This window comes from Shimia sp. R9_2 (assembly GCF_017743735.1).
In the GTDB taxonomy this organism is placed as follows: Bacteria; Pseudomonadota; Alphaproteobacteria; order Rhodobacterales; family Rhodobacteraceae; genus Shimia.
Genome location: NZ_JAGHRO010000002.1, coordinates 835,609 through 852,010 on the forward strand (window position 1 = coordinate 835,609; position 16,402 = coordinate 852,010).

The window sequence follows — 16,402 nt, forward strand, 5'->3', positions numbered from 1 at the left end:
CGGTGCCTATTCCAATCGCAACCGAGCAAAGAGGCGCAGGGCATGACTTGGATCTTCGGCTGCTGCCGGCATCATCCGGTCATAGGCTGCGGCAATCACCGCCGCCACCTCAGGACGAAGCACTGTGGCTCCGCTCTCTGGCACGACCGCCAACGGTGATGTCTCGGCAAAGGCTGCGGGCCCCCAGGTCACGATGGTTTGCACCGCTTCCCCAAGCGCGAGCGCCTCTGCAGGCAGTTTCGCCATTTCGCCGCTCATGCGCAAAAACACAAAGGCCGCCTGAATAGCCCCGTCGTTGTCAAAACGAAATGCGCGGTACTGAGTCGCATCTGCCGCCCGCAAACGCGCAACCAAAGCTGGCAAATCGGGGATCAGGCGATCCAGATCCGGCACAGCCAACAGTTCTTCCCACTCGCGGAAGAAGAACATCATCAGGTTGCTGCCAAGTTCCGGATCTGTCTCCGCCATTTGATGGCCAACCAGCGTGGCCACTGCCTCCAGAGCGCCTTTGACTGTGCGCAGGGTCGCGTCTTCCACACCGAACACCACGGGGGCAATCGGGCGTCCCCAGCGAGCAAAACCATAGCTGCCATCGGCACGGGTAAAGAGCGTTTCAACATCCTGCGGTGTCATTTTCAGCCTCCTGAAACCATCACCGCTTCATGCCGCGCAACCCCGCGGAAGACAAGAGCTCACCACGCCTTCTATCTCGCGCCGTGTACTCAGAAGATACCAACGCCGCCTCCTGCGGTCTTGCCGTCCACATGGCGTGTTGGCTCTGAAGCTAGACGAGCACTAACTTAGCTCTTCTGCCCAAGGCGGATTGGCCCCAGCACGGGCCACCGTCACGGCCGCGACTTTAGCGCCGAATGCCATCGCCGCCTGAGCTTCGGCAGCCGTGACTGCCCGCACCCGGTCTTTGCCTAAGACACCCATTTCCGAGAGCTTCGCGAGTACACCGCTGTTGAATGTGTCGCCCGCGCCCACGGTGTCCACCACGTTGGCTTTTTCCGCCGCCACAGACAGCACTTCCCCAGAAGCCAAATACCCGCGCGCGCCATCGCCGCCACAAGTGACAATCACGAAGGCTGGCCCTTGCGTCAGAAGCTGCGCGGCGCGCGCATCCATATCGGCAAGCTCTGGCATCAACCACGCCAAGTCTTCATCAGAGACTTTAACCACATCCGCTTTGGCAAACATCTTGGCCAAACGAGCGCGATAGGTTGCCTCATCACGGATGAACCCCGGGCGGATATTGGGATCAATCATCACCGCACGGCTTTGGCCCTCACGCTCCAAAACATCTGCATATGTATCAGCACAAGGCTCAACCGCGAGGCTGATGCCCCCAAAGAAGAGCGCCCGCACATTGTCCGAAACCGGCGCAACATCCTCAGATGCGATCATCCTGCCTGCCGTATTTTCATCATAAAAATCATAGGTGGCATGGCCGTCTTCGAGGTGCACAAAGGCCATCGTTGTCGGGCGATCCAAGCGCGCAACAGCGCCTGTTGCAACTTTGCTTTGTTCAAGCCGCGCAATCAGTTGCGCGCCAAATCGATCCTCCGAGATACCGCTCAAAAGCCCGACATCAGCGCCAAGACGCCCCAGCCCAACCGCTGTGTTAAACACCGCGCCTCCGACATGTGGCACAAAACCTTCCGCTCCGCCCACCGTCGCTTCCGGGATCATATCAATCAGCGCTTCTCCGCAACACAGGATCATGGTGTTTCCTCACCCAAGCCACTTTGCATAGTCGCTCACAAGCAGATGCGTCGGATCCACATCTTCCTCGATATCAGCAAACCGCCCAATCGGCTCACGAAAGATATTGTCAGTCTCATCGTCGTTCACCGTCGAGACCTCTCCAATCAGAACATCGCCCCCTTCGCCCCAGAAGGCATGCCAATCGCCGGGCATCAGCGTGAGGCTTTCCCCGGGCGCAAACTTAAGCTTCTCACCCGGTGCAAACTCGCGCGCGATACCGTCACACATGATCATACCACCGCGATCTTCGGCAAAGTTCCCTTCATCATCAGAGCCATAAAGCTCCACCACCATGGTCGCCCCACCACGATTGATAATGTCCTCGGCCTTGATCACATGCGTGTGCATCGGAGACAGTTGATCCTGACGTGAAATCAGGAGCTTCTCCGCGTAGCACATGCCACCACCACGCTGAAGATCAGCCAACCGGCCATTGCGGAGCGTGAAGAGGAACAAGCCCATTTCATCAAAATTGCCAGCGCCGTAGTCGGTGATGTCCCACCCGCAGCGCGCATCAACCAGCGCTTTGGCAGCCTGCTTGCGCGCCACGAACTCTTCTGGCGTCCAATAGGCAAATGGTGGCAGCTTGAAACCATAAGAACGGATCATCTCGTCCGCAGCAGCCATGATCTCATTGATGGTTGAGCGTTTCATCGCAATCTCCCTCGCAAACTGGCCTCTTACGCATGGGATGCCCCAAGAAAGCTGACCATTAGCGCTAACATTTCTCAATATGCTATGGCAAAAGGCCGCCCTTGTGGCAACTGAAATCACGCGCTTGCATGCTTCACTCCGCTCCAAACCCGCCCGAAACTTGTTTCGCAGCATGCGCGTTCAAAAACACGCTTGCCGAAACCAATTTCGCCGCACATGTTACCGATAACGGCCATTCGCCGACCAGCCTGTGCGACCAACTGGGCTTTCCCGAAAGGTCACGCTGGCATTTCTCATATTGCAAAACCAACCCAAGCCTCCTGAGGCATCTCAAAGGACATAAACGCATGACCAAAATCGTACTCGTGGGGGCGGGCAGCCTGCAATTTGGCACCGGGATGCTGGGCGATATTTTCCAAAGCACTCATTTGGAGCAAGCCGAGATTGTCTTGCATGACATCAATCTGGACGCTGCCCAACGCACGCTGAAAATAGCTGAGGACTATGTCGCCGCCAACAATCTCAAGCATGCGCTCACCGCAACCACAGATCTTCCCGCAGCGCTCAAAGGCGCACGTTTTGTCGTCATCTCTATCGAGGTTGGCGACCGTTTTGCCCTTTGGGACATGGACTGGAAGATCCCGCAACAATACGGCATTCAACAGGTCTACGGTGAAAACGGCGGCCCCGGCGGTCTGTTTCACAGCCTGCGCATCATCCCGCCAATTCTCGACATCTGCCAGCAGGTTATGGACATCTGTCCTGACGCCACGGTGTTCAACTATTCCAACCCCATGAGCCGGATCTGCACGACAGTGCACCGAAAATTCCCAGAGCTCACCTTTGTGGGCATGTGCCACGAAATCGCGTCTCTGGAGCGTCACCTCGCGCCGCTATTGAGCGTTGAACGCGCTGACATTGCCTATCGAGCAGGTGGACTAAACCACTTCTCGGTGATGACGGATTGCACCTATGTCAAAGATGGCTCGGACGCCTATGAGGATGTCCGCGCCAAGGCTGAAGACTACTTCGGTGAAATGCCAGGCTACTCAGAGATTCTGCAAGCTTCGCGCAAAACCGGCACGTCGATTGAAACAGAGGGTTGGATGGACATCGACCTGAGCATGATCGACACTGTTCGCCCATGGTCTGACCGCTGGTTGTTTGCCGAAATCCTTGAGAAATTCGGCGCGCTGCCAATCACCTATGACAGCCACTTTGGCGAATACATCCAGTGGGCACATGACTGCTCTGACCATCAGGGCATTTTGGATTTCTACACCTACTACCGCAACTTCCTCGGCAAAACAGACCCGGTGATCGAACCTGTTCTGAAAGAGCGCGTGGTCCCCATCATGGAAGCCCTGCTAGGCGCGCCAGCCTACGAAGAGGCCGCCGTCAACATCCCAAACAAGGGCTTCATCACCAACTTGCCAAAGTGGATCTGCGTTGAAGTTCCGGCGATGATCGACACCAACGGGCTGCACGGCATTTCGATCGATATCCCAGCCGGTGTGCGCGGCCTTCTGTCCAACCAGATTGGCATCCACGACATGACCGCCGAAGCCATCCTGCAAGGCAGTCGGGATCTCGTGGTGCAGGCTCTGCTCGTTGATCCGGTAGTGACCAAATCCAAAGGCATGGGAGCCTTGGTGGATCATATGATTGCTGAACAAAGCCCTTGGCTGGACTACCTCAAGTAAACAGAAAGCGCCGAAGACCTCTCTGCGGCGCATTTACATTACGGGGTGATCAAAATCGCCCTGAAATCATTCACGTTGGTCAATGTCGGGCCCGGCACAACCTGTGTATCCAGCTTGGCAAAGAACCCATGCGCATCATTGATCGCCAAGGCCTCTGCCACATCAACACCACGCGCCTCTGCCTCTGTCAAAGTGCTCGGCGAAATGACCGCCCCGGCCACCTCCGCTGCCCCATCGACACCATCCGTGTCACAAGCCAGCGCGTGAATCTGTGGCGCGCCATCCAAAGCTGCGGCAAGTGCCAGCGCATATTCCGCATTTGGGCCACCCACGCCGTCACCCCGTCGCGTCACCGTAAGCTCCCCACCAGACAACAAAAGCAAAGGCTCCGTGACTGTCGCGGCTCGCTCTTTCGCCAGAATAGCATGCTCTGCGGCAATCCCACGCGCTTCGCCTTCCAAGGCATCGCCCAAAATCTCCACTGTACAACCGGCGTCTTCCGCCACCGCCTTGGCTGCCAGAAGCGACTGCATCGGCGAGGCAAAGAGCACATTTTCCGTGGTCGAAAGACGCGCATCATCCAGCGCCACAACGCCAGCATGCGCACGTGCCGCCGCCTCAACATGTTTGGGCAAAGTCACACCAAAGGGCGCAACCGCTGCCAGTGCGGCATCCAAATCCGAGGGTTCTCCAACCGTGGGGCCAGAACCGATCATGCCCGGCTCATCGCCCGGCACATCCGAGATCAGGAAAGACACTACCTTGGCAGGATATGCCGCCGCGGCCAACTGACCACCTTTGGCTTGGCACAAATGCTTGCGCAGCGCGTTCATCGCTGAAATTGGCGCACCTGACGCCAGCAAATCCGCGTTTACCTGTTTCAACTCGTCCAAGGTCACACCCGGAACAGGCGCTGTTAAGAGCGAGGACGCACCTCCCGAAACCAAACAGATCACCGTGTCCTCGGCGCCAAGTCCACGCATCAGCTCCAGCATTTCAAGCGTCGCCGCTTCCCCGGCGGTATCTGGCACCGGATGGGCGGCCGAGGCGATCCGAATGCCTGCACAAGGGCGCTCATATCCGTAGCGCGTGATCACCAGCCCTTCGCAGGGACCCCACGCCGCTTCCAAAGCCTCCGCCATCCGCGCGCTCGCCTTGCCAGCACCTACAACAATCAACCGACCTGACGGTTTGGAGGGCAATGCGTCCGGCAGCGCCGCCATAGGATCGGCAACAGCCACAGCTTTGGCAAAAAGCGCTCTCAGGAAGTCATTCGGGTCATCAATCACTTAGCTCTCTCCACTGGAGGCCCGCACCATCAGTGACACGGGTGTGCGCACGTCAGGCGCAGGCGCCGGACCTTGGGTCAGCCACCCCAGCAGCGCATCGCTGATATGGGTGGCAAATTCGGGGATACGGCAGCTCACCGAGCTCAGCGGCGGTGCACTATGCGCACATTCTTCGATGTCATCGACGCCGACAACCCTTAATCCCGCTCCAATCACACGTCCCTGCGCTGAGGCAGATGCGACGAGCCCAAGCGCGACCAAGTCATTGAAGCAAATGACCCCATCAACCTCGGGAAACCGTTCTTTGAGCACCTGTGCCTGTTCGCGTCCAAACTGTCTTGTGGCAGCCCCGGTCAAGACCACCGGCTGCTGGCCACGCTCTTCCATCACTTTGAGATATCCTGACACGCGCTCCTGCGTGACAGGCCGCCCGTCAAGCCCGCCGACAAACGCAATCCGTTTCGCCCCCTGCGCAAGCAAATGCTCGGTCGCCAGCCGCCCGCCTTCGGCATAGTCCGGAGCGGCAAAGGGAAACTGATCCAAGCGATTATCCACGCGCCGAAACACCTGCATCGCAGGTAGCCCTGCCCGCGCGATCGGCTCCAAGGCCTGCCCACTGTCGTCATAGGTGGGGCAGATCACAAAGGCAGACACACCGTGCTCGATCAACGCATTGATCATCTTTTGCTGCAGGGCTGGATCTTCTTCGGTATTGGCAACCACAGCCGCATAGTCCTGCTGACTCAGACTGCGCTGCAAGGAGGCTGCAAGCTCAGAAAAAAACGGGTTGCGCAGATCATTGATCACGAGACCAATCAGACCGGTTGAACCGGAACGCAGTTTCGCCGCGGCACGGTTATAAACATAACCGATCTCGGCCATCACCTTTTGCACGTGCTCACGCGTTTCGGACTTCACCAAACTGCTGCCCTGCAACACGAGGCTGACGGTGGATTTTGACACCCCAGCCTCGCGGGCCACATCTTTGATCGTCGGTCTGCGCTCCATGGCCGCTAGGTGTCAGATACCATGCAGGGAAAGCAAGGCTTTCATGCGGGTTTCCGCCAATTCCGGCTGCGAAAGCAGCCCTGCAGCATCGGCCAGGCGAAACACCTCTGCATAATGCGTGATATCTCTGCTCCCCTGAAACCCACCCGGCATAATGAAATGGCTCTGCGCGCCATTGAGCCAGGCAAGATAGGCGATGCCGGCCTTGTAAAATCGCGTTGGTGCTCGGAAGATTTCGCGGGACAAAGGAACTGTCGGTGCCAACAAAGCATGGTAACGGTGCATGTCGCCCATCGCCAAAGCCTCAAGCGCCTGACTGGCCGCCGGAGCGATGGCGGCAAAAATCCCCAACAGCGCATGGGAGTGATGTGTGCCATCCCCCTCAATCAGTGGTGCGTAGTTGAAATCATCCCCTGTATACAGACGCACGCCTTCAGGCAGCCGCGCCCGAAAGGCCTCCTCATGCGCCTGATCCAGCAGAGAGATCTTAATGCCATCAACCTGGCTGTGATTTTCGCCAATCAGCTCCAGAACAAAGTCACTGGCAGCCTCAACAGAGTCACAGCCCCAGTAGCCTTTGAGCGCGGGATCAAACATGTCTCCCAGCCAATGCAGGATGACAGGCTGCGCAGCCCCATCGATCAGGCGGCGATAAACCTTGTGATAAACCTCTTTGTCCGCACCGATTGCCGGCAACGCCCGGGTCGCCATCAAAATCAACTGCCCGCCGGCCGCCTCAATGACTTCTGCCTGATGCTCGTAAGCGGCGGTGATGGCCTCCGAAGTGGTCAGCTCAGACAGCTCACAATGGTCGGTCCCGGCACCGCAGGCCACGCGCGGCTTTTGCGAATGCGCCTTGGCTGCCACCATTGTGCGCTCGATCAACTCACGTGCAGTGGCCCAGTCAACGCCCATGCCACGCTGCGCCGTATCCATGGCCTCCGCCAGACCGAGTCCCTGATCCCAGAGACCTTGGCGAAACGCCAAAGTGGTGTCCCAATCCACCGCCGGACGGCCTGTCCAGGGATCTCGCTCCGCGACCGGATCTGGCACCACATGCGCCGCTGCAAAGGCCGTGCGGGTCAGCGCAACTTTGGGCGCACGCGGCACAAGCGGTTTTCCGTGCAGACGATAATCCTCAATGCTCCCATCCTGCGTTGGCAGCTTTAGCATGACATCACTCCTCCGATCATCGGCTCAGGCCTCCACATCCAGCACCAGCACCCCATCGAGCCCGCCCTCAGCGTGCGCAACAATCTCCGCGCCCCAACGCTTGTGTTCTTCATCTTCGGAATAAGCTGCCAGATCCTCAAAGCTGTCGAAATCGATGGTGAAACCGTGCATGTAGCCACGTTCAATCTTCTCCGGGCTGGTTGACCGGCCTCCATGAAAGCCTGAGGCCCCTTCAAGCCGCACAGTCACACCTGCAAGCCCCGCATAGATCTCCGAAATGGTGTCCTCAGACACGTCGGAGCGGAACCGGGTCAGAACGATATGTTTGATCATGTTGTAAGCCCTTGATCTTCTTTGATCATATCGGCGGCCTTCTCGCCGATCATGATGGATGGTGCATTGGTGTTGGATGAGTTGACGGTTGGCATGATCGAGGCATCCGCCACACGCAGCCCCTCCAGCCCGTTAAATCGCAGACGAATATCCACCACAGCCGCCTCATCCGGCCCCATGCGGCACGTGCCCGCACAATGGTGGCTGGTTTTGGAATGCTGACAGATGAATTCAAACGCGTCCTGCTCGGTACGCACCTCCGGCCCCGGCAAACGCTCCGCCAGAATATATGGCTTGAGCGCATCCTGCGCGAGGATGTCTCGCACCAGCTGCAAACCGCGCAGCGACATTTCCCGGTCATAAGGGTCGGCCAGGTAATTCGGATCGATCAACGGTGCATCGGTCGGATCAGCGCTCTGCAGGCGCACCGATCCGCGCGAGCGGGGCCGCAGAAAACAAGCGTTCAGCGTTACACCGCCGTTTGGCATAGCCGCCACACCCGCCTCAATGCCTGTGCCCAGCCCGAGATGCATCTGAATATCAGGTGAGCGCGCGTTTTCATCGGCGTACCAAAATCCACCGGTCTCAAACAGGCTGCTCGCTACCGGCCCTTTGCGCGCAAACAGATACTGCAGCCCAGCGAAGGCAGACATATGCAGCTTGGCAAAGCGATCATAGGTGTGTGGTCCGCTCACCTCGCAAATCGCATAGAGATCAAGATGATCCTGCAAATTCGCGCCCACGTTTGGTTGGTCGAGCTGCACCTCAATACCCAAATCAGACAGCGCATCTGCCGCTCCTATCCCTGACAGCTGCAACAATCGCGGCGACCCTATGGCACCTGAAGACAGAACAACCTCGCGCGCCGCGCGCAGCTTGGTGCCATCCATCAACTCGACACCGGTCACCCGCGTCTTTTCGACCGACAGCCGGCGCACCTGAACCCCGGTGCGCACTGTCAAATTCGGCCGATTGCGATTGGGCGCCAGAAAGGCCATCGCAGCAGAAGAGCGCCGCGCATTGCGCTGTGTCAGCTGGTAGTAGCCCACCCCATCCTGTTTCTCGCCATTCATGTCACCCGCTGCCGGGATACCCATTTCACCACCCGCCGCGATAAACGCATCACAGATCGGCAGCGGCGCGGCGGGCTGGCTTACGCCAAGCGGGCCACCTTGCCCGTGAAACTTGTTGTTGTGGGTGTCGTTGTCCTCAGACTTTCGGAAGTAAGGCAGCACATCGTCATAGCCCCAGCCCTCGCATCCCATCTGACGCCAATCGTCATAATCCTGCGCCGCACCCCGGGTATAGATCTGCGCATTGATGGCAGACCCGCCACCAATCACTTTGGCCTGCGTGTAGGGAAACACTTTATTTTTCATGTGTTTCTGAGGAACGGTCGTCCATCCCCAGCTGCCAATGCCCTTGGTCATCTTGGCAAATCCGGCTGGCAGGTGAAAAAACGGATGGCGATCCGTCCTGCCTGCTTCAAGCAGCAGCACCGACACGTCTGCCACCTCACTCAACCGCGCAGCAATCACCGACCCGGCGGAGCCGCCGCCCACAACGATGAAATCAAAGTCCGTCTTCATGTCCGTTCCTCAAAGCCGCGCAATCGACAGACCGCCATCCACGGCGATCACCGATCCGCTGCAATATGCCATCTGCCCCGTCGCCAGCGGCACCACCGCTTGGCCGACATCTGCAGGCTTGCCCCAGCGCGCCGCCGGGATCAGCCCATCTGCGATCCGCGCGTCGTATTTGTCTTTCACGCCCGCCGTCATTTCCGTGGCAATCACGCCTGGGCGTATCTCAAAAACGCCGATGTTCTCTGCCGCCAAACGGGCCGCAAACAACTTCACGACCATCGACGCCCCCGCTTTGGACACGCAGTATTCGGCCCGCTCAGGAGAGGCCATTTCGGCACTTACCGAGGTGACAAAACTGATCGAGCGATAGCTTTCTCCGCCTTGTGTCACCATGCGGCGCGCAACCTCTTGCGCGAGAAAGAACGCCCCGCGCAGGTTGATGTTCTGCACAAAATCCCAATTCTCTGGCTGCAAATCGAGCAAGTCACCGCGCACGGGAGCCCCAACGCCCGCATTGTTCACGAATGCGGTGACCGGTCCCAGCGCCACCTCCACCTGATCAAGCAGTCGCGGGATGGCCGCGATGTCACTGACATCATGAGGGAAATAAACAGCCTCTCCATCAAGCGCCGCAAGTCCAGCCTGCACTGCAGGCGCATCCGGTTCAGGCAGAGACGCAATAGCGATGCGAAAGCCCGCCCCCTGCAACGCTTGAGCAATGCCAAGTCCGATACCCTGTTGACCACCTGTTATCAGCGCAAGGCCACTCATGCCGCAAACTCCGTTTCCGCGATATACCGACCGGCACGCAGGGCAAGGGCCGCAATCGTCAGCGCCGGGTTCACCGCCGCAGAGGTCGGCAGAATGGAGGCATCCGTGATAAAGAGATTGGGATGGTCATGGCTGCGCCCAAAGCTGTCCACAACGGATTTCGCCGGGTCAGTGCCCATGCGGGCTGTGCCGCATTGGTGGGATGGGTTAGACCGGTCAAAAGCGCGGCTCAACACCACGGGAAACCCTGCTTGCCGCAGTTTCGCTTTCAATTGCTTCACCAAAGCCTCATGTGCCGCCCAGTTGGAGCGTTGCCACACCAGACTGATCTGCCCATTCTTGACCGTGACGCGGCTATCAGAACGCGGCAGATCTTCACTCATCGCATAGAAATCAAAGCTCCGCGTGGCGATCCAATTGGCAAGAAGATTGGGCAGCCCCGACGTCGCCGACAAAATCGGCCCAGTGATTTTGCCAAGCAACTGCACATTGCCCAGAGGCGCCCCCCCTTCCCCGTCATCATGGTAGTAGTCATTCACCATCAACGTCTTCTGATAGATCGACCGGTTGCGGCGCAGCGGATGCAATGCCAAGACCGCACTGCAATTGTGGTTCATAAAATTACGTCCAACTTGATCAGATCGGTTCGCCACGCCAGTGGGACAATTGTCGTTGGCAGACGAAAGCAACAGCGCCGCCGAGCGCACGGCACCTGCCGCCAGCACAACCAACGGCGCGGCGATCCGCTTGTCTCTGCCCTCCTGCCGATAGTGTACGGCTGAAACGCGGCCGTCCGTGCCGATCTCCAGTCGCTGCACATCACAACCCGTCCAAAGCGCAATACGCCCCTTAGCGCTGGCCTTCATCAGCACGGTCTCACCGTCCTGCTTGCCCGCGCAGGTATTGGGATAGGCATCCCAAGTGGTCTGCCCATGGGCCAGCCAAGTCTCAATATCCACCGCCAACGGCAACGAAGCCGGCTTCAACCCGACGCCTTTCAGGCGGCGGCGCAAATCGGCAATGTCAGCTTCGTCCGGCACCGCTCCATAGGGCAGCTTACCTGAGCGCGCCGGATCCGTTGGATCTTCATCTGCCGCCCCGCGCACCTCAAAAAGCGCTTCGGCTGCGGCATAGTCTTTCGCCAGATCCGCATAAGAAATCGGCCATCCCGGCGTGGTGCCTTCCATGTGCACAATGGGGCGGAAATCTGCCTCCCGATAGCGCAGCATCACCGCGCCATAAAACTTCGAATTGCCACCCACATTGTAGTAGTTCCCCGGCGAGAAGGCGCAGCCCGCGCCATCCAGCCAGGTTTCATCCGGCCGAAAGTACCCCTGACCAAAGATGGCCTTGGCGTCTCGGTCTTGCGGGCTCGGGCACAGTCTTTCGCCACGTTCCAGCACAACAATGCGCTTACCGCTCGGCGCCAAAGCTGCCGCCATGCTTGCACCGCCAATACCCGAGCCGATGATGACCACATCCGCGTCCATTAGGGGGCAATCCGCATCTCGGTATCAGGATCAAACGCAACCGCCTTCTCCATGTTGACGGCGAAGGCAAACTGCTGCCCGGCAGCCACCGGCACATCGGACCGCATACGTGAAATCACGTCGCGCCCGCCAAGTTGCATCGACACAAAAGTATCAGACCCCGCTGGCTCTGTCACATCAATGCGGTTGGTGAGCTCCGCGGTATTGCTGGATTTGCGGTCCGCGCTGTCAGGATCAGTGATGGTTTCTGGACGTATACCTAACAGGATCTCGCGCCCCTCATACGGGGCCAGATTATCCTGACTGAATGGCAGGATTGCCGGGCTTCCGTCAGCCAACGCGACCTGCGCCGCGGGGCGCCCATCCTGCATGACGACCTTGGCAGGCACCACATTCATCGCGGGAGAGCCCATAAAGGTCGCCACAAATATATTGGCAGGGTTATCATAGATCTCTTGCGGCGTGCCGAGCTGTTGAACGTAGCCGCCGTTCATCACCGCAATCCGTGTCGACAGTGTCAGCGCCTCGATCTGATCGTGGGTCACATAAACAATCGTCGTGCCAAGCTTCTGGTGCAGCTTCTTGATCTCCGTGCGCATGTCCACGCGCAGCTTTGCATCAAGGTTTGACAGCGGCTCGTCAAACAGGAACACATCCGGATCCCGCACCAATGCGCGCCCCATGGCGACCCGCTGCCGTTGCCCACCCGAAAGTGCGCCGGGCTTGCGATCCAGCAGCTGCTCAATCTGCAAGAGCTTTGCCACATCGTGCATTGCCTTTTCACGCTCTGGCTTTGGCACACCGTGCATTTCCAGACCAAAGGTGATGTTCTGCCCAACGGTCATGTTTGGGTAGAGCGCGTAGCTCTGAAACACCATCGCGATGTTGCGGTTGGAGGGATGAACCCCGTTCATCACCCGATCTTTGATCCGGATTTCGCCGCCGGTGATGTCCTCCAGCCCGGCAATCATATTGAGCAGAGTGGATTTACCGCACCCCGATGGCCCCACGAGCACAAGGAACTCACCCTCCTCAATCGAGATGTCCACATTGTGCAGCACTTCGATGGCACCATACGATTTGGTTGCCTTATCAATGTCGAGAAAGCCCATGACGTCTTATCCTTTAACTGAGCCCGCCATCAGGCCGCGCACGAAGTACCGTCCGGCCACGATGTAAACGAAGAGAGTGGGCATCGCCGCCAGGATCGCCCCGGCAAAATGCACGTTGTATTCTTTGACGCCCGTGCTCGATTGCACGAGGTTGTTGAGTGCCACGGTCATCGGCTGACTGCTCGCATCCGCGAAGGATGCCCCAAACAGGAAGTCATTCCAGATGTTTGTGAACTGCCAGATCACGCTCACCACCGCGATAGGGCCGGAGCTTGGCAACAGAATGCGCCAGAAGATCTGAAAGAAGCCCGCCCCGTCAATCTGCGCCGCACGGATCAGCTCGGTTGGGAACACCGCGTAGTAGTTGCGGAAATAGAGCGTGGTGAAACCAATGCCGAACACGATGTGCACAAAGGACAGACCATAGGTCGACCCGGCGAGCCCCATCAGCCCCAGCATCCGTGCCATAGGGATCAGAACGATCTGAAATGGAATGAAGCAGGCAAAGAGCATCAGGCCAAAAAGGATCGTATCGCCTTTAAAACGCCATTTGGTGAGGACATAGCCGTTCAGCGCGCCAAGCACGGTGGAAATTGCCACTGCAGGGACCACCATCTTGATGGAGTTCCAGAAGTAGGGCTTAAGGCCGGTTGGCTCCACACCGATCTGCGCGCTCGCCCAGGCTTGTTTCCACGGCTCAAGCGTGAAAGCATCAGGCAGGCTCATCATGCCACCACCGGTGATCTCATCAAGCGGTTTCACAGAGTTCACCAGCATCACGTAAAGCGGCAGCAGGTAGAACAAGGCAAACAGGATCAGCACCACATAGATCAGCGTGCGCGTGAAACGCCCTGTGCGGATCGCTGTGTCTTGGGTCGCAACAGACATCACCGTTTCTCCCGCAGTTCAGAGTAAAGATAGGGGATCATGATCGAGGCAATCGCCATCAGCATGATGGTGGCAGACGCCGCACCAATACCCATTTGGTTGCGCGTAAACGTGTAGGAATACATGAAGGTCGCAGGAAGCTCCGTGGCCCGCCCCGGCCCACCGCCGGTCAGCGCGATCACCAGATCAAAGGTTTTGATCGCCAAGTGGCTCAGGATCACAAAGGCCGAGAGAAACGCGGGCCGTAGCTGCGGAATGATGATGCGGCGATACAGGTTCCAATTGCTGGCGCCGTCCATCTGCGCCGCCTTCAGGATCTCATTGTCGATCCCACGCAATCCGGCCAAGAACATCGCCATCACAAACCCGGAAGTCTGCCAGACAGCGGCCAGAACCACGGTGTAAATCGCAAAGTCCCGGTTCTTGATCCAGTCAAACTTGAAGCTTTCCCAACCCCAAGTGTGCATCACGTTTTCCAGCCCAATCCCCGGATCAAGGAACCACTTCCAGGCCGTTCCAGTCACGATAAAGCTCAGCGCCATCGGATAGAGGTAGAGGGGACGCAAAAGACCCTCTCCGCGGATTTTCTGATCCAGAAAGATCGCAAGTCCCAAGCCAATGGCGGTGCAAAGCGTGATATAAAGCAGGGCAAATATGCCCATGTTTGTCAGCGAAATCTCCCAATGGCTCAGACGCCAAAGCTTGGAGTAGTTCTCCCAGCCAACCCAGCCATAAGACGGCAACAAACGACTGTCGGTGAAACTCAGATAAACGGAGAACAGGATAAACCCATAGACAAACACCAGGATCACAGCCAACGAGGGCGAAAGCACCAGTTTGGGAATCCAATTCTGTAGACGGGTTTTGAAATCCGCCTCAGCAGTCTGCGCCATGACGCGACCTCCATTGGGAAAGTAGATAAGTCCGTTTTAGGTGGCGGGGCCAAAAGTGACAGCCCCGCCTGGGGAGGTAACCCTTTGGATTACTTCGCGATATCCACCGCATCCACCAGCTCTCGCACGGCAGTTTCACTGTCGTATTCGCCGTTGAAATGCGCTGTCACCACGTCATAAACCGCGTTTTTGACAGAGGCCGGGGCCGCGTGGCCATGCGCCATGGAACCAAACAGATTGCCGCTGGAAGCTGCCGCAGCGAGATCCTTCATGCCCTGCTTGCCGCAGGCATCAAAGTCGGCGTCAGAGACATCGGTACGCGCTGGTACGGAGCCTTTCACCACGTTGAACGCGGACTGGAAGCTTGGCGACAGGATCGCGCTTGCGAGCGCGGCCTGCTCGGAGGAAACTTCGCCGCCTTGATCAAACATCATGAACTGGTCGGCGTTAAACGTTACTTGCTCCGCCGTGCCAGGGAAGCGGAAGCACAGGAAATCCTCGCCCGGTACTTTACCGGCGTTCAGGAATTCACCCTTTGCCCAGTCGCCCATCATCTGGAAGCCAGCTTCGCCGTTGATCACCATAGCTGTCGCAAGGTTCCAGTCACGGCCGGAGAAGTTGTCATCCACGTTGTCTCGGATGAATGCCATGCGATCAAAAGCTGTTTTCATGGCGTCGCTGCCAAGGGTCTCGCTGTCCAGATCGATGAAAGCGGCTTTGTAGCCATCCGGTCCAAGCGCGCCCATTGCTACGGCGTCAAACACGGTAGCGTCCTGCCAGGCCTGACCGCCATGAGCAATCGGTGTCACGCCAGCAGCTTTCAGAGCTTCAACGGCAGACACAAACTCATCCCATGAGGTTGGCTGCGCAATGCCATTGGCGTCCAGCACGGCTTTGTTGGCCCAGACCCAGTTTGTTGAGTGCACGTTCACCGGTGCAGAGACCCACTTGCCGTCCGCTTTGGCAAATGCCTTCAGCGCATCAGGGACAACCTCGTCCCAACCTTCTTTGGCAGCCACGTCATTGAGGTTCGCCAAAGCACCTTGGTTGGCCCAGTCAAGAATATCAAAGCCCAGCGCCTGTACGGCGGTTGGTGGGTTGCCCGCAGTAACCCGTGCGCGCAGAACTGTCATCGCCTGTTCACCACCACCGCCGGCGACCGGCATATCCTGCCAGCCCACGCTCTGGCCTTCCAGATCCTGCTTCAGCACGTTCAGCGCGGCGGCTTCACCACCGGATGTCCACCAGTGCAGCACCTCAACGTCTGCAGCCTGCACCATGCTGGTGCTGGCCAGAAGTGCGCCCACAACGGCGGCCTTAGTTTTTGTAAAAATTCGCATGTTATCCTCCCAATCTGCGAAGTTTCTTTCGTTATTCGTCGTTTGTGTCGGTCACCCAACGCGCCCGGGTATTCCCGATCCGCATCACAACCGATTTCACCTCCATAAATTCTTCAAAGCCATAGCGTCCGATCTCTCTCCCCTGACCGGATTGCTTGGCCCCTCCAAATGTGACCTCAGGAAATCCATCCATCCATGTGTTCGTCCAAACGGTGCCCGCTTCGGCACGACGGCTAAACGCCAGACAGGTGTGTACATTGTTGCTCCACACACCAGCAGACAGACCGTAATCCGTGCCATTGGCCAACGTGACCGCCTCCTCCAGCGTGTCAAATGTCATCACGGACAACACTGGACCAAAAATCTCGTCTTGTGCAGCCCCCATGTGAGCGCTC

General features: G+C 58.1%; 16 protein-coding genes. 1 reads left to right on the forward strand and 15 read right to left on the reverse strand.

What is annotated here, in order from left to right; translation table 11 throughout:
• Positions 1–6: 6 nt before the first annotated feature.
• The 3 genes from J7400_RS08580 to J7400_RS08590 all read right to left on the reverse strand — a co-directional run bounded on the left by J7400_RS08580 (position 7) and on the right by J7400_RS08590 (position 2,421).
• Complete coding sequence (locus J7400_RS08580) at positions 7–633, reverse strand: hypothetical protein (RefSeq protein WP_209061948.1); 627 nt, start codon at positions 631–633, stop codon at positions 7–9.
• A gap of 162 nt (positions 634–795) precedes the next feature.
• Positions 796–1,725: a carbohydrate kinase gene (locus J7400_RS08585; protein WP_209061950.1), complete on the reverse strand. Its 930-nt coding sequence runs from the start codon at positions 1,723–1,725 to the stop codon at positions 796–798.
• Positions 1,726–1,734: 9 nt separating this feature from the next.
• Complete coding sequence (locus J7400_RS08590) at positions 1,735–2,421, reverse strand: D-lyxose/D-mannose family sugar isomerase (protein ID WP_209061952.1); 687 nt, start codon at positions 2,419–2,421, stop codon at positions 1,735–1,737.
• 347 nt (positions 2,422–2,768) lie between these two features.
• Between J7400_RS08590 and J7400_RS08595 the strand changes: the two genes are divergently transcribed.
• Entirely contained in the window at positions 2,769–4,124 is a 1,356-nt protein-coding gene (locus J7400_RS08595; RefSeq protein ID WP_209061954.1) for a hypothetical protein, read from the forward strand.
• A gap of 38 nt (positions 4,125–4,162) precedes the next feature.
• Here the strand turns inward: J7400_RS08595 and J7400_RS08600 are convergent, their stop codons facing one another.
• The 12 genes from J7400_RS08600 to J7400_RS08655 form a co-directional block, all read right to left on the reverse strand.
• The gene (locus J7400_RS08600; protein ID WP_348540149.1) at positions 4,163–5,410 is read right to left on the reverse strand and encodes a glycerate kinase; all 1,248 of its coding nucleotides are present in this window, start codon (positions 5,408–5,410) and stop codon (positions 4,163–4,165) included.
• Between the two features lie 3 nt (positions 5,411–5,413).
• On the reverse strand, positions 5,414–6,421 hold the full coding sequence (locus J7400_RS08605; protein WP_209061958.1) for a LacI family DNA-binding transcriptional regulator: 1,008 nt from the start codon (positions 6,419–6,421) through the stop codon (positions 5,414–5,416).
• A gap of 12 nt (positions 6,422–6,433) precedes the next feature.
• Entirely contained in the window at positions 6,434–7,594 is a 1,161-nt protein-coding gene (locus J7400_RS08610; RefSeq protein ID WP_209061960.1) for a dihydrodipicolinate synthase family protein, read from the reverse strand.
• A 24-nt stretch (positions 7,595–7,618) separates the two neighbouring features.
• Complete coding sequence (locus J7400_RS08615; protein ID WP_209061962.1) at positions 7,619–7,927, reverse strand: Dabb family protein; 309 nt, start codon at positions 7,925–7,927, stop codon at positions 7,619–7,621.
• A complete protein-coding gene (locus tag J7400_RS08620; protein ID WP_209061964.1) occupies positions 7,924–9,516 on the reverse strand; it encodes a GMC family oxidoreductase N-terminal domain-containing protein in 1,593 nt (530 codons plus the stop codon). Before J7400_RS08620 ends, J7400_RS08615 begins: the two co-directional genes overlap by 4 nt.
• 9 nt (positions 9,517–9,525) lie before the next feature.
• Positions 9,526–10,284 carry a 3-ketoacyl-ACP reductase gene (locus tag J7400_RS08625; RefSeq protein ID WP_209061966.1) on the reverse strand — a complete coding sequence of 253 codons (759 nt, stop codon included), beginning with the start codon at positions 10,282–10,284 and terminating at the stop codon, positions 9,526–9,528.
• Positions 10,281–11,774, reverse strand: coding sequence for a GMC family oxidoreductase (locus J7400_RS08630; protein WP_209061967.1), 1,494 nt, complete (start codon positions 11,772–11,774; stop codon positions 10,281–10,283). Before J7400_RS08630 ends, J7400_RS08625 begins: the two co-directional genes overlap by 4 nt.
• Entirely contained in the window at positions 11,774–12,886 is a 1,113-nt protein-coding gene (locus J7400_RS08635; protein WP_209061970.1) for an ABC transporter ATP-binding protein, read from the reverse strand. Before J7400_RS08635 ends, J7400_RS08630 begins: the two co-directional genes overlap by 1 nt.
• A gap of 6 nt (positions 12,887–12,892) precedes the next feature.
• Positions 12,893–13,774, reverse strand: coding sequence for a carbohydrate ABC transporter permease (locus J7400_RS08640; RefSeq protein ID WP_209061972.1), 882 nt, complete (start codon positions 13,772–13,774; stop codon positions 12,893–12,895).
• The gene (locus J7400_RS08645; RefSeq protein WP_209061973.1) at positions 13,774–14,667 is read right to left on the reverse strand and encodes a sugar ABC transporter permease; all 894 of its coding nucleotides are present in this window, start codon (positions 14,665–14,667) and stop codon (positions 13,774–13,776) included. The genes J7400_RS08640 and J7400_RS08645 overlap by 1 nt, the downstream gene beginning before the upstream one ends.
• 89 nt (positions 14,668–14,756) lie before the next feature.
• The gene (locus tag J7400_RS08650) at positions 14,757–16,007 is read right to left on the reverse strand and encodes an ABC transporter substrate-binding protein (protein WP_209061976.1); all 1,251 of its coding nucleotides are present in this window, start codon (positions 16,005–16,007) and stop codon (positions 14,757–14,759) included.
• Between the two features lie 31 nt (positions 16,008–16,038).
• Positions 16,039–16,402, reverse strand: a 364-nt coding sequence (locus J7400_RS08655) for an aldehyde dehydrogenase family protein (RefSeq protein ID WP_209061978.1), incomplete at its 5' end; no start/stop codon positions are given.

Bases quoted from the DNA above. Each gene is read 5' to 3' on its own strand.
- J7400_RS08580 (WP_209061948.1), bottom strand. From the start codon at position 633: ATGACACCGCAGGATGTTGAAACGCTCTTTACCCGTGCCGATGGCAGC.
- J7400_RS08585 (WP_209061950.1), bottom strand. From the start codon at position 1,725: ATGATCCTGTGTTGCGGAGAAGCGCTGATTGATATGATCCCGGAAGCG.
- J7400_RS08590 (WP_209061952.1), bottom strand. From the start codon at position 2,421: ATGAAACGCTCAACCATCAATGAGATCATGGCTGCTGCGGACGAGATG.
- J7400_RS08595 (WP_209061954.1), top strand. From the start codon at position 2,769: ATGACCAAAATCGTACTCGTGGGGGCGGGCAGCCTGCAATTTGGCACC.
- J7400_RS08605 (WP_209061958.1), bottom strand. From the start codon at position 6,421: ATGGAGCGCAGACCGACGATCAAAGATGTGGCCCGCGAGGCTGGGGTG.
- J7400_RS08610 (WP_209061960.1), bottom strand. From the start codon at position 7,594: ATGCTAAAGCTGCCAACGCAGGATGGGAGCATTGAGGATTATCGTCTG.
- J7400_RS08615 (WP_209061962.1), bottom strand. From the start codon at position 7,927: ATGATCAAACATATCGTTCTGACCCGGTTCCGCTCCGACGTGTCTGAG.
- J7400_RS08620 (WP_209061964.1), bottom strand. From the start codon at position 9,516: ATGAAGACGGACTTTGATTTCATCGTTGTGGGCGGCGGCTCCGCCGGG.
- J7400_RS08625 (WP_209061966.1), bottom strand. From the start codon at position 10,284: ATGAGTGGCCTTGCGCTGATAACAGGTGGTCAACAGGGTATCGGACTT.
- J7400_RS08630 (WP_209061967.1), bottom strand. From the start codon at position 11,774: ATGGACGCGGATGTGGTCATCATCGGCTCGGGTATTGGCGGTGCAAGC.
- J7400_RS08635 (WP_209061970.1), bottom strand. From the start codon at position 12,886: ATGGGCTTTCTCGACATTGATAAGGCAACCAAATCGTATGGTGCCATC.
- J7400_RS08640 (WP_209061972.1), bottom strand. From the start codon at position 13,774: ATGTCTGTTGCGACCCAAGACACAGCGATCCGCACAGGGCGTTTCACG.
- J7400_RS08645 (WP_209061973.1), bottom strand. From the start codon at position 14,667: ATGGCGCAGACTGCTGAGGCGGATTTCAAAACCCGTCTACAGAATTGG.
- J7400_RS08650 (WP_209061976.1), bottom strand. From the start codon at position 16,007: ATGCGAATTTTTACAAAAACTAAGGCCGCCGTTGTGGGCGCACTTCTG.